17 protein-coding genes are annotated in these 12,980 nt (G+C 41.5%); 4 read left to right on the top strand and 13 right to left on the bottom strand.

The genetic code is table 11. The features are described from left to right. Positions 1-218: 218 nt before the first annotated feature. Positions 219-1,649 (bottom strand): pyruvate kinase, encoded by a 1,431-nt coding sequence (gene pyk, locus BDE36_RS01375; RefSeq protein ID WP_128768165.1) that lies wholly within the window; start codon positions 1,647-1,649, stop codon positions 219-221. Between the two features lie 62 nt (positions 1,650-1,711). Further along, positions 1,712-2,131 carry an IPExxxVDY family protein gene (locus BDE36_RS01380; protein WP_128768164.1) on the bottom strand — a complete coding sequence of 140 codons (420 nt, stop codon included), beginning with the start codon at positions 2,129-2,131 and terminating at the stop codon, positions 1,712-1,714. Between the two features lie 148 nt (positions 2,132-2,279). On the opposite strand from BDE36_RS01380, the gene BDE36_RS01385 reads away from it, so the two are divergent. From BDE36_RS01385 to rnc, 3 genes are all read left to right on the top strand, one after another. After that, positions 2,280-2,516, top strand: coding sequence for an acyl carrier protein (locus BDE36_RS01385; RefSeq protein ID WP_008508386.1), 237 nt, complete (start codon positions 2,280-2,282; stop codon positions 2,514-2,516). Between the two features lie 20 nt (positions 2,517-2,536). Beyond that, positions 2,537-3,790, top strand: a complete 1,254-nt coding sequence (gene fabF, locus BDE36_RS01390) for a beta-ketoacyl-ACP synthase II (protein WP_128768163.1) — start codon at positions 2,537-2,539, stop codon at positions 3,788-3,790. 184 nt (positions 3,791-3,974) lie between these two features. Further along, positions 3,975-4,703, top strand: a complete 729-nt coding sequence (rnc, locus tag BDE36_RS01395; RefSeq protein WP_202616824.1) for a ribonuclease III — start codon at positions 3,975-3,977, stop codon at positions 4,701-4,703. 269 nt (positions 4,704-4,972) lie between these two features. Here the strand turns inward: rnc and BDE36_RS01400 are convergent, their stop codons facing one another. The 4 genes from BDE36_RS01400 to BDE36_RS01415 all read right to left on the bottom strand — a co-directional run bounded on the left by BDE36_RS01400 (position 4,973) and on the right by BDE36_RS01415 (position 8,042). Further along, positions 4,973-5,944, bottom strand: a complete 972-nt coding sequence (locus BDE36_RS01400) for an MlaD family protein (RefSeq protein WP_141813456.1) — start codon at positions 5,942-5,944, stop codon at positions 4,973-4,975. Continuing rightward, complete coding sequence (locus tag BDE36_RS01405) at positions 5,944-6,717, bottom strand: ABC transporter ATP-binding protein (protein ID WP_128768161.1); 774 nt, start codon at positions 6,715-6,717, stop codon at positions 5,944-5,946. Before BDE36_RS01405 ends, BDE36_RS01400 begins: the two co-directional genes overlap by 1 nt. A 1-nt stretch (position 6,718) precedes the next feature. Next, positions 6,719-7,501, bottom strand: a complete 783-nt coding sequence (locus tag BDE36_RS01410; protein WP_128768160.1) for an MlaE family ABC transporter permease — start codon at positions 7,499-7,501, stop codon at positions 6,719-6,721. A 307-nt stretch (positions 7,502-7,808) separates the two neighbouring features. Continuing rightward, on the bottom strand, positions 7,809-8,042 hold the full coding sequence (locus BDE36_RS01415; RefSeq protein ID WP_141813457.1) for a DUF3072 domain-containing protein: 234 nt from the start codon (positions 8,040-8,042) through the stop codon (positions 7,809-7,811). A gap of 81 nt (positions 8,043-8,123) precedes the next feature. On the opposite strand from BDE36_RS01415, the gene BDE36_RS01420 reads away from it, so the two are divergent. Next, positions 8,124-9,194 carry a PA0069 family radical SAM protein gene (locus BDE36_RS01420; protein ID WP_202618224.1) on the top strand — a complete coding sequence of 357 codons (1,071 nt, stop codon included), beginning with the start codon at positions 8,124-8,126 and terminating at the stop codon, positions 9,192-9,194. 73 nt (positions 9,195-9,267) lie between these two features. On the opposite strand, the gene BDE36_RS01425 is transcribed toward BDE36_RS01420, so the two are convergent. From BDE36_RS01425 to BDE36_RS01455, 7 genes are all read right to left on the bottom strand, one after another. Then, the gene (locus BDE36_RS01425) at positions 9,268-10,026 is read right to left on the bottom strand and encodes a zinc ribbon domain-containing protein (RefSeq protein ID WP_128768157.1); all 759 of its coding nucleotides are present in this window, start codon (positions 10,024-10,026) and stop codon (positions 9,268-9,270) included. Continuing rightward, positions 10,026-11,120 (bottom strand): Nif3-like dinuclear metal center hexameric protein, encoded by a 1,095-nt coding sequence (locus BDE36_RS01430; protein WP_141813459.1) that lies wholly within the window; start codon positions 11,118-11,120, stop codon positions 10,026-10,028. The genes BDE36_RS01425 and BDE36_RS01430 overlap by 1 nt, the downstream gene beginning before the upstream one ends. Then, positions 11,117-11,578: a hypothetical protein gene (locus tag BDE36_RS01435; protein ID WP_141813460.1), complete on the bottom strand. Its 462-nt coding sequence runs from the start codon at positions 11,576-11,578 to the stop codon at positions 11,117-11,119. The genes BDE36_RS01430 and BDE36_RS01435 overlap by 4 nt, the downstream gene beginning before the upstream one ends. A gap of 70 nt (positions 11,579-11,648) precedes the next feature. After that, entirely contained in the window at positions 11,649-11,864 is a 216-nt protein-coding gene (locus tag BDE36_RS01440) for a DUF2905 domain-containing protein (RefSeq protein ID WP_128768154.1), read from the bottom strand. 6 nt (positions 11,865-11,870) lie between these two features. Further along, positions 11,871-12,227 carry a TM2 domain-containing protein gene (locus tag BDE36_RS01445; protein ID WP_128768153.1) on the bottom strand — a complete coding sequence of 119 codons (357 nt, stop codon included), beginning with the start codon at positions 12,225-12,227 and terminating at the stop codon, positions 11,871-11,873. Beyond that, entirely contained in the window at positions 12,227-12,520 is a 294-nt protein-coding gene (locus BDE36_RS24215) for a DUF2752 domain-containing protein (RefSeq protein ID WP_141813461.1), read from the bottom strand. Before BDE36_RS24215 ends, BDE36_RS01445 begins: the two co-directional genes overlap by 1 nt. Next, entirely contained in the window at positions 12,521-12,934 is a 414-nt protein-coding gene (locus BDE36_RS01455) for a DUF4199 domain-containing protein (RefSeq protein WP_128768151.1), read from the bottom strand. It lies immediately after the preceding gene. Positions 12,935-12,980: the final 46 nt, after the last annotated feature.

A 12,980-nucleotide genomic window follows, 5' to 3' on the forward strand; every position in this document is an offset into this window, starting at 1 on the left:
TGTGTTAGAGAACGTTGATTCTGAAACATTTAATTTGTGGAAAACTATAAAGAAGCTATTGGCTATTGGCTGTTGGCAGTTAGCAGTAGCAAGGATAATTATTTGGACGTGCTAAGCGTTTTCTGTAATGTTTATAGTCAAAATAAAAGAGGTTGCCTGGCTAGAAGCAACCTCTTTTATTTAATACCTTTATTCGCCAATAGCTAATTGCCAATAGCCTAATCAACCACCGTCACCCGGATCATGTTGGTTTTGCCGCGCTTTTCTATCGGCATGGCCGCTGTATTAATTACAGCATCGCCCGGCATGATCATCTTTTCTTCTTTTAGGATGCGGTTAACATCGCTGATAGTCCGGTCGGTACTTTCCTGCTTATCATAGTAAAAACCACGTACGCCCCAAAGAAGGCTGAGGGTATTCAGCAGATTTTTGTTATTTGTGAAAATGTAGGTCGTAGCTTTCGGGCGGTGGCTCGAAATTTCGAAAGCGGTGTAGCCCGAAGAAGTCATTGATATGATGCCACAGGCATTCGTCTTTTCTGAAAGATAAACAGCAGAACCACACACAGCATCAGCCATGTAGGTTGCAGAATTTACATCCAGTTTTTTCGGTGTATAGTACGGATACGCTGTTTCCTCAATGTTCCTGATGATCTTGCTCATTGTATCTACTACGATCACAGGAAATTCTCCAACTGAAGTTTCACCGCTAAGCATTACCGCATCGGCGCCATCCAATACAGAATTGGCCACGTCGTTTACTTCAGCACGGGTAGGACGGGGAGTAGTGATCATACTTTCCAGCATCTGTGTTGCAATTACAACCGGCTTGGAGGCCTCACGGCATTTGCGTACGATCATCTTCTGAAGAACAGGAACCTGCTCCATTGGCATCTCAACTCCGAGATCACCACGGGCAACCATCACGCCGTCAGTAGCTCTGATGATCTCGTCGATATTATCAACAGCTTCAGGTTTTTCAATTTTGGCTATTACCCTGGCCATTTTTCCGCTGCGGTTAATGATCCGCTTCAGATCGATGATATCTTCGCCGGTACGAACGAAAGAGAGCCCGATCCATTCAACATCGTTTGCAAGTGCAAATTCAAGGTTGCTCAGGTCTTCTTCAGTAAGACTTGGTATAGATATTTTTGTATTTGGAAGGTTCACTCCCTTACGTGATGTAAGAATTCCTCCGTGAACAACCTCGCAGGTAACCTTGTCTTTGTTATTGGTGTCGAGTACGCGCAACTGAAGTTTTCCGTCGTCGAGAAGGATAATTTCGCCTGCTCTTACATCTTTCGGAAAATTCGAATAGGTAATATAGATCTGCTGTTCATCTCCTATCATTTCGTTAGTAGTGATATCGATCTGATTTCCGTTGATCAGCTGGATCCCGCCGTCTTTAACCATTCCTATCCTGATCTTAGGGCCCTGCAAATCAGCAAGGATTCCCACGTGGATCTTATACTTCTGATTAATATCACGGATTGTATCGATAACTTTCTGGTGATCTGCCTGACTGCCATGCGAAAAATTGAGGCGACAAACATTTACCCCTACCTTGATCATACTTAGCAGCGTTTCCTTGCTTGCCGAGGCAGGCCCTAATGTTGCCACTATCTTTGTCCGTTTGTGAACTTGTCTCATCTTAACCTATTAAATATGGTATGTGTATTAGTGTAAATATGTTACACTTAAATTAATTTGTGCTAAAATATCAGATTTTCTTTAGATTTTAACTTTTCGGGATTTACTTCTGCAGCAACTACTACCTCGGGAATCTTATTAATCCCGTCCAGAAAGCTTTCCATGTCCTCTTCATCTAAATAATTCTTTATCAGGATAAAATAATCTACTCTTTTCATTTCGGGAATTAAATATCCTTCTGTACCTTTATTTGCTAACAGGAAAAAATCAGTTTCTGTTTCGGGTATCTGATAATGATATCTTGAAAAATAAACCGTTTCTCCTGAGGCACTTAACTGAAGAGGCAGTTCTGTAATACGAACAAAACCGATCGATAATTGCTTATTGATTTTAAAACAAAGCATATAATCCTTCAATGAAGAGGTTATTGCGATTAAAACAAAATCGAGGTCTGGTTCGTATTTTAGAGTAAGTCTATTCAAAATGCAATAAAAAACGGCACGAAGGTACGAAAGAATAACAATTATTGAGCCATGTTATTCATTTTTAACCAAAAACAAAAAGGTTTGATATTTATCAGAATTTATTTTTCTTTGCACAGAATTTTTAACCATTAAAATAATAAAAACTATGTCTGATATCGCTTCAAGAGTAAAAGCAATTATCGTTGAAAAATTAGGTGTAGATGAGAGCGAAGTGACACCTGAAGCATCATTTACAAATGATCTGGGTGCAGACTCTTTGGACACCGTAGAATTGATTATGGAGTTCGAAAAAGAGTTCAACGTGGCTATACCTGATGACCAGGCCGAAACTATCGGTACAGTAGGCCAGGCTATCGCTTATTTAGAAAAAAACGTAAAGTAATTCACGCTGCCACACTATAAATGGAGCTAAAAAGAGTTGTAGTAACAGGACTTGGTGCGCTCACCCCAATTGGAAATACCGTTACAGAGTATTGGAACGGCCTCATCAATGGGGTGAGCGGCGCTGCTCCGATTACACGGTTTGATGCTACAAACTTCAAAACTAAGTTTGCCTGTGAAGTAAAGAACTTCAAACCGGAAGATTTCCTCGACAGAAAAGAAGTACGTAAGCTGGATCCTTTTGTTCAATACGCATTGGTTTCGACCGATGAGGCTGTTATTGACTCAGGATTAGATTTTGACACATCGGATACCAATCGCATTGGTGTAATCTGGGGATCAGGGATTGGAGGATTGAAGACATTCCTCGACGAAGTAAGCAATTTTGCTAAAGGCGACGGCACCCCCCGTTATAATCCATTCTTCATTCCCAAGATGATCCTCGATATTGCGCCAGGGCACATCTCGATAAAATATGGCCTCAGAGGTCCTAATTTTTCAACGGTATCTGCATGCGCTTCGTCAACTAACGCTCTGATAGACGGCTTTAATTACCTTAGGCTGGGGATGGCCGATGTGATTATTTCCGGAGGATCGGAAGCGATCATCAACGAAGCAGGGATGGGAGGTTTCAATGCGATGCATGCCTTATCCACCCGTAATGAAGATCCGGCGACAGCCTCAAGGCCTTTTGATAAGGACCGCGATGGTTTTGTGGCGGGAGAAGGTGCCGGAACAATCATCTTGGAAGAGCTGGAACATGCCAAAGCCAGAGGTGCTAAAATCTATGCTGAAATCGTCGGCGGAGGCATGAGCGCGGATGCGAATCATATCACAGCTCCTCACCCGGAAGGACTGGGTGCCAGACTGGTAATGACAAATGCCCTGAAGGACGCAGGCCTCAGTACATCTGATATTGATTATATCAACGTGCACGGTACGTCTACTCCTCTTGGTGATATCAGTGAATCAAAAGCTATCATCGATTTATTTGGTGAGGATGCTTTCCGCCTGAATATCAGTTCTACCAAGTCAATGACAGGCCACCTGCTTGGAGCCGCCGGAGCAATTGAAAGTATCGCTGCTATTTTGGCGGTGAAAAACAACATTGTTCCTCCTACTATCAATCATTTTACTGACGATCCGGAAATTAATCCTCGTTTAAACCTGACATTTAACACAGCCCAGGAGCGACTCGTAAGAGCTGCTCAGAGCAATACGTTTGGTTTCGGCGGACATAATGCTTCTGTGATCTTCAAAAAATATGAAGGATAATTTTAGTAGGGAGTTAGGTTTTTTGTTAAAGCTGTAATTCTGTTTGGTTTGCACCTTAACGGATGGACGTTAGCGAAATAGAAACAAAAGCGAATATTTCATTATTTGGTATATGACTGTTCCTGGAATGTCATCCGTTAATAACATGATTCCTGACTCTTTACTCTAGATTCTTCTATAGCAGATGCCTTTCTCAACAATTTATAAACTTTATTTCTCCCCGAAGCGAAAGTATATAAACTTATTAAAGAACCTGTTGGGTTTTGTTCCTGGAAATGTCACGCTCTACAGAATGGCGTTCAGGCACAGATCAGTAGCGATTCTTTTGAAGAATGGCACGAAGAACAGCAATGAGCGCCTGGAATTCCTGGGAGATGCTGTTCTGGGTTCGGTAATTGCTGAGGAACTTTTTAAACTGTACCCTTACAAAACGGAGGGCTTTCTTACCGAAATGCGTTCTAAAATTGTAAGCCGTGCAAACCTTAATCAACTTGCCAGAAAACTTGGTCTGGGTGAATTGATTGAATACGATAACCGGATCGTTAACTTTCCAACCAAACAAAGCTCCTTACTAGGAGACGCTTTTGAGGCGCTTATCGGCGCAATATATCTCGATAAAGGATATAATTTCACCAGAGACTTCATTATCAACAGGATCATCAAACCACACGTTGATATACTCATGCTCGAAAAAACAGAAAGTAATTTTAAGAGCAAACTGATAGAGTGGTGCCAGCGCGAGGGAAAAGATATTACTTTTGAACTGATTGAAAACGAAGAAGGCGAAAGCTCCAAGCTTTTTACAATCAGTGTACTCATCGACGGAGAGAATAAAGGGGTCGGCCGCGATTACAACAAGAAGAATGCTGAAAAGCTAGCCGCCGAAAAAGCCTGCGAAGCGCTGGGAATTTGAAAAAGCAGCATGCTTTTTCAGCTATTAGCTGTTAGCTATTAGCCCAGGCAGAGCGTTCAGAGATTAGCTATCAGGATTCAGCTAAAGCTGAGCTTTCAGACGTTAACTGTCAGAATCAGATTATTATTGACAAAAAAGGTTTAGTAAGAATATTGAGTTTAATACCTTTGCCCGTTTAACTTTACTAGATACTTGATACTTGATACTTGATACTTGATACTTGATACTTGATACTTGATACTTGATACTCACAACCTACAACCCGCAACTCACTTCCTGCCTTCCTTCTCTTTCTTCCTGAAAAAGCCCCTGAGCAGGAAGTTATGTTGAAGCGCCTCCAGATTCTCATCCAACTTCTTTGTGCTCGTTTCAAGGTTCATAATCGTCTTTCTCAAGCTTTCAGCAGATTGCTGGTCGTTTAACAGCAGACCTACCGGACTGTTTGTTTCATTCAGTTTCTTGCCGGCATTATCAAGATTTGCCGAAAGAGAAGAGGCAGACACGCTTAATTTCTGTATTTCAGCTATTGACGATTTTAAATCTTTAAATACTACGGTATCCGTTAAAAGCTCGTCTACCAGTCCCCCTTTGGTATTGAGTTTAGAGGAAAAGTTTGAAAGCGATACTGCAGTGCGGTTAATATTCTGCGAGGCATCCCGAAGCCCAGTCATGGTAGCACGCAGGTTAAGCGCCATAACCGAATCGGTCAAAAGAGCGCCAATAGCTCCTTCTCCTTTTGCAATCCTGGTGCTGATAATCTTAAGGTTTCCTGTTATATCTATCAGGTTCCTGTTATTTGTCTGTAAATCAGCGAGCATCTGATCCGTGCTCACAGAATTTTTGGCGCGCAGAATATCACCGTTCTCTACAATGGGAAGATTTGGACTGCCTCCGTCGATGACGATGATCCGGTTCCCGATAAAGCCTTCGGAGCTGATCTGAGCAAAAGCATTTTTGTGTATATACTTCTGCGCTTCCTCCTCAATGCTCATCTTTATCTTTACCTGGGCTATTCCATAAAAGTCTATTTTCTTTACCGTTCCAACTTTCACTCCCGAAAACCAAACGTTATTGCCTGCTTTCAGACCAGCAACATCGTTGAAAACGGCATTCAGCTCGATGCTTTTTACAAAACGTTTCTGCTGCCCGGCAAGGGTAAATATACCCGCAACAAAAACAACTATTCCAAGCAGAACGAAAATTCCTACTATTACAGACCTTTTATTTTCTGTAGCTTCCATCAAGTTGTAAAATTATAATTATAAAATGTTTTAATCCTCTCATCCTCTGTATTAAATACGTCTTCGAATGATCCCTGCCTCTCGAAGCGTCCTTCCAACAACATCATAATTCTGTCGCCAGTCGATTTCGCACAGGTGAGGTCGTGGGTGATTATAATAGATGAGGTATTATATCGCTCTTGCACCTCGTTTATGAGATTATTTATATCTATTGAAGTAATTGGATCAAGGCCGGCTGTGGGTTCGTCGTAGAGCATAATAAGAGGCCGCATGATCAACGTTCTTGCAATACCTATACGTTTACGCTGCCCGCCTGAAAGTTCCGATGGCATCTGGTTAATCGCTTGCAATAAACCAACAGCATCCAGTACCGACTCAATCGCACTGTTTTTTTCGGCACGGCTTAAATGCTTTGAATTTCGCACCAATGGGAATTCCAGATTCTCACGTACCGTCATACTGTCGTAAAGCGCGCTGTTCTGAAAAGAAAAGCCTATTTTAAGCCGAAGCTTCTGTAAATCTTTTGGAGTGAGCTTGTCGACCTCCTGGCCCAGTACGTTAACTACTCCTTTATCAGGCTTTAGCAGTCCCGATATTACTTTAATTAATACCGATTTACCTGTACCTGATCGTCCGAGAACCACCAGATTCTCTCCCTGATAGAGCTCGAGATCTACCCCCTTTAATACACTGAGGTCGCCAAAAGACTTTTCAAGCCCCTTTATAGAGATAACATGATTCGAGCTGTCTATGGGCGATAATTTCTTTTCCATCTTACCTTATAGCGTTCACTACCTGAACAACAAGTATTTCTTCAATAAAAATAAGGAACATCGATACCACGACAGCAGAATTCGCAGCCTTGCCGACACCTTCAGTACCTTTTGAGGAGTTAAAACCCTCGTAACAACCAACGGTTCCTATGGTAAAGCCGAAAACAGTAGCTTTAAATACCGACGAAAACAAATCGAGAAATGAGATACTTTTAAATGCGTCTTCTATAAAAGCGGATAAACTGGTTTGCTCATTCTGGCTCACGTTAATAAAAGATCCGAGCATACCCACAAACCCGGTATACATTGCAAGTATGGGTATCATTAATGTCGTAGCGACAATACGGGTAACTACAAGAAACTTAAAAGGATTGGTGGCTGATACTTCCATAGCGTCTATTTGCTCGGTTACTTTCATAGAACCCAGCTCTGCTCCAATGTGTGATCCAACTTTTCCGGCAGCAATCAAAGCGGTAACCAGCGGCGCTAAAGCTCTGATAATCGCAATTGCGACCAGGCTTGGTAACCAGGATGCTGCACCGAATTCTGCAAGAGAAGGACGCGACTGCTTTGTAAAAACCAATCCGGTAATGAAACCCGTTAAAGTGATCAGCGGAAGGGATTTATACCCCACCTCGTAGCACTGTCTGATCATTTCCTTAAATTCGTAAGGAGGCAGGAATACCTCTTTAAAAAAACGGACTACAAATCTATAGACATCACTTAGCTGGAAAAACACCTTGTCAATTCGCCGGGATACTACATACTTGCCTGACCTTTTCATTCCTGTATAAACGTCTAAAATATTAATGTTTAATATCAATAAACTGGATTGCTATTGAATTAAAGCTTTCAGGTTTAAGCGTTATACTATAAAACTGACGTACTGACTCTAAAAGTCCGGACCTGAAATGCCGCGCAAACTTAGCTTAAAAAATAAAAAACCAGCGTATTTATAATCTCATTTTTACGATTTTTTTAAAAGATGAACGTTCGGGGAATCAGAAATCGTATTCAGATCGGCTAAAAGCATTAAATTTCCTCCTTAAGAAAACTCAACTTTCAACATCTTTCGCCAATGAGTTGATCCATTAATCCTTACTCTCCAAGCCCCTGCCGGTTTTATGTTGGAGCTCATCAATTAACTTTGAAGCCTCCGCTTTAGTTAGATTTTCATCAAACACCTCACCAGCTTCAGACGAAAGCGTTGTTAGATATGAACGTTGCGCTCCTGTCATTGGTTCATCACCTGTAGTCCATTCGTCCGGATCTTTCACCGTATTCGATCCTTTTAGCGTTTCCTTATTGTCATTCACTTTTTCCATAGCTTATGTAATGATGCAATTCATTAACTATTAACTCTGAATATTGTTTGAACAATACTAATATATTTAGCATTTTTGCGTATGCCTTTTGAAAATAACGACGATTACTTTAAGGGAAGGGGAGCCCAGATAAATACCCATAATAAATTCCTTAAGAACAAATATGTTACTGAACATATAGAAGGTTTGGATGAAATACTTTATGAAAATATCGCTACACAGATTATCGAGGCTCATCCTAAATCAATTGTGAGCGTATCCGACAGTCCCGATATCTCATTTTCGTATTCAATCAACCCCTACCAGGGGTGTGAACACGGCTGTCTATATTGTTATGCCCGCAATGCGCACGAATACCTCGGTTTCAGTGCAGGGCTCGATTTTGAAAGAAAGATTGTGGTAAAGAAAAATGCTGCAGAATTACTTGAAAAGTTTCTCAACAAGCCCGGCTATAAACCTTTGCCTATAATGCTCTCAGGAAATACCGACTGCTATCAACCTATTGAAAGAAAGCTTAAAATAACGCGCTCTTTGCTCGAAGTATTCCTTAAATATAAGCACCCCGTGAGCATTATCAGCAAAAACAACCTGATTGTGAGAGATATTGACATCCTGAAAGAACTTGCAAAGCTCGATCTGGTACAGGTTAATGTAACTATTACTTCGTTGAATGAAAGCCTCAGGCAGAAACTTGAACCGCGCACAGTCACGGCAAAGACCAAGTTAATGGTGATAAACAAGCTAACATCGAATGGCATTCCCGCACGGGTAATGATGGGTCCTATAATACCGGGCCTGAATAGTGACGAGATCCCGGCCCTGATTAAAGCAGCGGCAGACCAGGGGGCTCTCGGTGCAATCTTTACCCTGATCAGGCTGAACGGCGCGATAGGAGAGATCTTCAGCGACTGGATTCACAAGGCATATCCTGACCGCGCAGAAAAAGTGCTGAACCTGATCGCATCATGTCATGGCGGAAAACTAAATGACAGCCGTTGGGGAAACAGGATGCGAGGCGATGGCAAAGTAGCCGAAAGTATTCATCAGTTATTTAAGATCTCTGTGAATCGCTTCCTTAAAGGACGATCAATGCCGGCTTTAAATTTAAATCATTTTACACCGGCTGCAGGAAAACAAGGGAAGCTCTTTTGAAGGCTAGATTACCCACTAAACAAGAAAAGCGCCATATCCGGCGCTTTCTTAATTTTATGATAAGTACTGATACTTAAAACTCATTTTCGCTAACTTCCTGGTGTTCGGCAGTAAGCGCCTCGTCAACAAGGATTCGTCCGCAATGCTCGCAAACTATAATTTTCTTGTGCTGGCGGATATCAAGCTGACGCTGAGGAGGAATCTGGTTAAAACATCCCGAGCACGAATCACGTTGGATAGTTACTACAGCAAGGCCGTTTTTAGCGTTATTACGCAAACGTTTATATGCAGTTAAAAGTCGTTCTTCAATCTGAACTTCGGCCTCTTTCGCTTTCGCTGAAAGGTCCTGCTCTTCTTTTTCAGTTTCAGAAGTAATATTATTCAGCTCAGCCCTTTTTATTTCAAGGTCTTTCTGCCGTTCTTCAAGATCTGCCTGTGCTTTCTCGTATACCTGAGTTTTATTGGTTATCTCAAATCCATATTCCCGGATCTTCTTCTCGCATACCTGAATTTCCAGTCCCTGAATCTCTATCTCTTTCGAAATAGCATCATACTCACGGTTATTCTTTACCTCGTTAAGCTGAGTCTCATATTTTTTAATATTCGACTGAGCATCCCTGATCATGTTTTTCCTGGTGACAATAGAATCTTCCAGCTCATCAAGTTCCGCCTTAATTTTCTGTATGCGGGTTTCAAGGCCGGCTACTTCATCTTCCAGATCAGCTACTTCCATTGGAAGTTCACCCCTTACCTGCCTGATTTTATCAATTTTAGTATGGATGGTTTGCAGTTCGTATAAAGCCTTAAGCCTTTGTTCTACGGTTTGTTCCATTAAATTAAATAATTTATTGGGTTTGTATGTATTGATGTTAAATGGAGTGCAAAGTTAGGAAATTTTTTTGTAATTATTTCAAATAACAATTCCTGTGTAAATTGCTCACTTTCAAAATGTCCCACGTCCGAAATAATAATTTTCCCGTCGGCATCAAAAAACTCATGATACTTAAAATCAGCAGTAACAAAAACATCCGCTCCCGATGCAATTGCCCTCTGCAAAAGGAAGCTTCCTGAACCTCCGCAAACCGCCACTCTTCTTACCTTTTTACCCCGTAAAGCGGTATGGCGTACCACTTTCGCACTTAATCTTTCTTTAAGTAGTTGCAGAAAGGAAAGCTCATCCATCTCCTCCGACAGGTACCCAACCATTCCTGACCCGGTTTCAAAAGAATTAGTTAAAGGATAAAGGTCGTAAGCTACTTCTTCGTAGGGGTGCGCCTGTAAAAGGGCAACGATCAGCTGCCGTTCGATTACTGCCGGATAGATGGTTTCAATCCTCACTTCAGCTTCCCGGTGCTGTACGCCTTTTTCACCAACAAACGGATTTGTATTTTCAGTGCCTTTAAACGTGCCGAATCCTTCAGTGTTATAACTGCATTCAGAATAGTTGCCTATCGAACCAGCACCGGCTTCAAAAAGAGCGTTCCTCACTATGTCAGCGTGCGCGGAAGGGCAAAAAGTAACCAGCTTTTTTAACAGTCCTCCCTTCGGCGAAAGTATCGTAAAATCTTTGACGCCAAGCTTTTCACAGATTCTCGCGTTCACGCCGTTAAGAACGTTATCGAAGTTTGTATGAATAGCATATAACGCGATATCGTGTTTTATAGCTTTCATCACCACCCGCTCCACATAAGTCCGCTTATTGAACTTCTTCAAGCCCTTAAAAACAATCGGATGATGAGAAATAACCAGGTTACATCCTAAGCGTATAGCTTCGTCTAAAACAGGCTCCAGGCAGTCAAGCGAAATCAGGGCGCCGGTAACTTCCATATCCGGACTTCCTGTTATCAGACCCGAGTTATCATAGTCCTCCTGATAGGATAGGGGGGCTATCGTTTCTAAAAAAGAGCAGATTTGTTGTAACTTCATGCCTCTTCTTCTCCTAAGCTATCCCGTTTAAGAATTGTTTTATACCAGTTTACTTTCATCCAGTACTGCACAAAGAAAATCAATTGCAGCAAGCCTATCACCCCCAATGCCCAGAACCATTCTTTCGGAACTTCGATTACATAGGGCACAAGAGCCAGGCATGAAACAACCGAATAACCTATGCCCGAAAATAATCCCGGCTTATCCGTCACCTCATAATCACGGCTTAAGAGTTCATCCTTTATTGAGGTTGCGAGGCCCAATACCACAAAAAAATTCCAGATAATATTGAATCCCGGAACAAATAACAGCCAAACGGTCACAGGTTTGATCTTCCGGTTCTCCGGTTTAATCAGGATCAGGGTGTTGTAGAGCGTTAAGCAAAATAACGCTGTAAATACTAGTCCAATTATAGCCAGAAGGCCTAAACTTCCGGATGCAGCAAAATCTTGAGGCATATCCTACAAAAATAGATATTAATTGCATCTGGAAGTTATCATCCTGAATATTTGTACGATAAAGACAGCATTATCTGAAAAGCCGGATAACAAGATTTATAATCAGGCTGATAATAATCATTGTTGTAAAAGGGAAATAAAATCTGAAGTTTTCCCTTTCAATCCTGAGATCGCCCGGAAGATTCCCTAGCCAGTGAAGTTTATCATGAAAGAAATAGACTGCCACACCCGCGAGTAAAATAAAAGCGCCGGCAACGATCATCCATTTTCCTGCTTCACTGCCCATAATAAATTACATCATCTTCACCATCTGAGCGCATTCAATTGCTGCATCCTGATTAAACTCCTGGGCAAGACTTCTGTGATTTATAGCGTCAACAATAGTACCAATAAAACATAAGCCGCCCGTAAGAAAATACAGTATTCCCATACCGATCTGCCTGGTGATGAACCTTTGTATACCCGCCACTCCAAGAAATCCAATAAGGGTAAAAACTAAAATATCATTCGGACTGCGACGTTTGCCCGAATAAAACATGATAAATCTTTGCGCCTGCTCAGGCGTCATACCGTTCATAATCTGTTGCAGAAAGCTGAACTCCTCAGGGGTTACACCTTTAAGGTTGTAGAGTAAATTTTGATAGTCCATTATGTTGGTTTATGCCCGAAATATACCAAACATTTTTTAGACAATTGCCAAATCCTGTGCAATAAAAATAGAGTGGCCGGAACCCCAAACCAATGATACTCAAAAGAAAGCCCAAAGTTTCCATGAAGGATACAGGCTATAGAACGTCCCAAGCCACAACCTGGACACCAGCTAAAACCAAGGTTGGCTAACGGACATAATGTATAATGATGGCTGGCGGGGTTTACAAAAGCAAGTGCAATTAGAGCAAAAACCCATACAGATAACTCAAATAAATAATTTACTGGCTTCAACTACAGGTTCCTTTGTTTATTCATCAAAAGTAACGAAATCGCCAAAGTAAATAAAACACCTACGACACCTGCACCTCCTATACGTCCCATAACATCCATCTTTAGCGACTGAGCCACATATTGAATATAAACAGTAGCAAAGAATGCCGCAATAATTCCACCTACCACCATAATCTTAAATCCTTCGAAAATACCTTCAAAAAATTCCATCCTGCCGCCGTTATAATTATCCCTGAAGCTCTTTATTCCGAAATACAGTCCCACAAAAGGTATAATAATGGACAAATATTCCAGCCACGAAAATCCATCAGAGTTTGGATAGGCATTTTCATATGCACCGGCAAGATGCAGAATCAGTATCCATATACCGCTTAAAATTCCGATAACAGCCCCGTATTTAATAGCATTTTTCATATTTAAAAGGTCTAAATGTAATGTGCTTTTAACATCTGTAACGGGC

The sequence above is a fragment of the Arcticibacter tournemirensis genome (genome assembly GCF_006716645.1).
GTDB classification, from domain to species: domain Bacteria; phylum Bacteroidota; class Bacteroidia; order Sphingobacteriales; family Sphingobacteriaceae; genus Arcticibacter; species Arcticibacter tournemirensis.

Bases quoted from the DNA above. Each gene is read 5' to 3' on its own strand.
- BDE36_RS01435 (WP_141813460.1), bottom strand. From the start codon at position 11,578: ATGCCTCAAGATTTTGCTGCATCCGGAAGTTTAGGCCTTCTGGCTATA.
- rnc (WP_202616824.1), top strand. From the start codon at position 3,975: ATGCCTTTCTCAACAATTTATAAACTTTATTTCTCCCCGAAGCGAAAG.
- BDE36_RS01430 (WP_141813459.1), bottom strand. From the start codon at position 11,120: ATGAAGTTACAACAAATCTGCTCTTTTTTAGAAACGATAGCCCCCCTA.
- BDE36_RS01415 (WP_141813457.1), bottom strand. From the start codon at position 8,042: ATGGAAAAAGTGAATGACAATAAGGAAACGCTAAAAGGATCGAATACG.
- BDE36_RS01445 (WP_128768153.1), bottom strand. From the start codon at position 12,227: ATGGACTATCAAAATTTACTCTACAACCTTAAAGGTGTAACCCCTGAG.
- BDE36_RS01420 (WP_202618224.1), top strand. From the start codon at position 8,124: ATGCCTTTTGAAAATAACGACGATTACTTTAAGGGAAGGGGAGCCCAG.
- BDE36_RS01455 (WP_128768151.1), bottom strand. From the start codon at position 12,934: ATGAAAAATGCTATTAAATACGGGGCTGTTATCGGAATTTTAAGCGGT.
- BDE36_RS01440 (WP_128768154.1), bottom strand. From the start codon at position 11,864: ATGGGCAGTGAAGCAGGAAAATGGATGATCGTTGCCGGCGCTTTTATT.
- BDE36_RS01385 (WP_008508386.1), top strand. From the start codon at position 2,280: ATGTCTGATATCGCTTCAAGAGTAAAAGCAATTATCGTTGAAAAATTA.
- BDE36_RS01410 (WP_128768160.1), bottom strand. From the start codon at position 7,501: ATGAAAAGGTCAGGCAAGTATGTAGTATCCCGGCGAATTGACAAGGTG.
- BDE36_RS01405 (WP_128768161.1), bottom strand. From the start codon at position 6,717: ATGGAAAAGAAATTATCGCCCATAGACAGCTCGAATCATGTTATCTCT.
- pyk (WP_128768165.1), bottom strand. From the start codon at position 1,649: ATGAGACAAGTTCACAAACGGACAAAGATAGTGGCAACATTAGGGCCT.
- BDE36_RS01425 (WP_128768157.1), bottom strand. From the start codon at position 10,026: ATGGAACAAACCGTAGAACAAAGGCTTAAGGCTTTATACGAACTGCAA.
- BDE36_RS01400 (WP_141813456.1), bottom strand. From the start codon at position 5,944: ATGGAAGCTACAGAAAATAAAAGGTCTGTAATAGTAGGAATTTTCGTT.
- fabF (WP_128768163.1), top strand. From the start codon at position 2,537: ATGGAGCTAAAAAGAGTTGTAGTAACAGGACTTGGTGCGCTCACCCCA.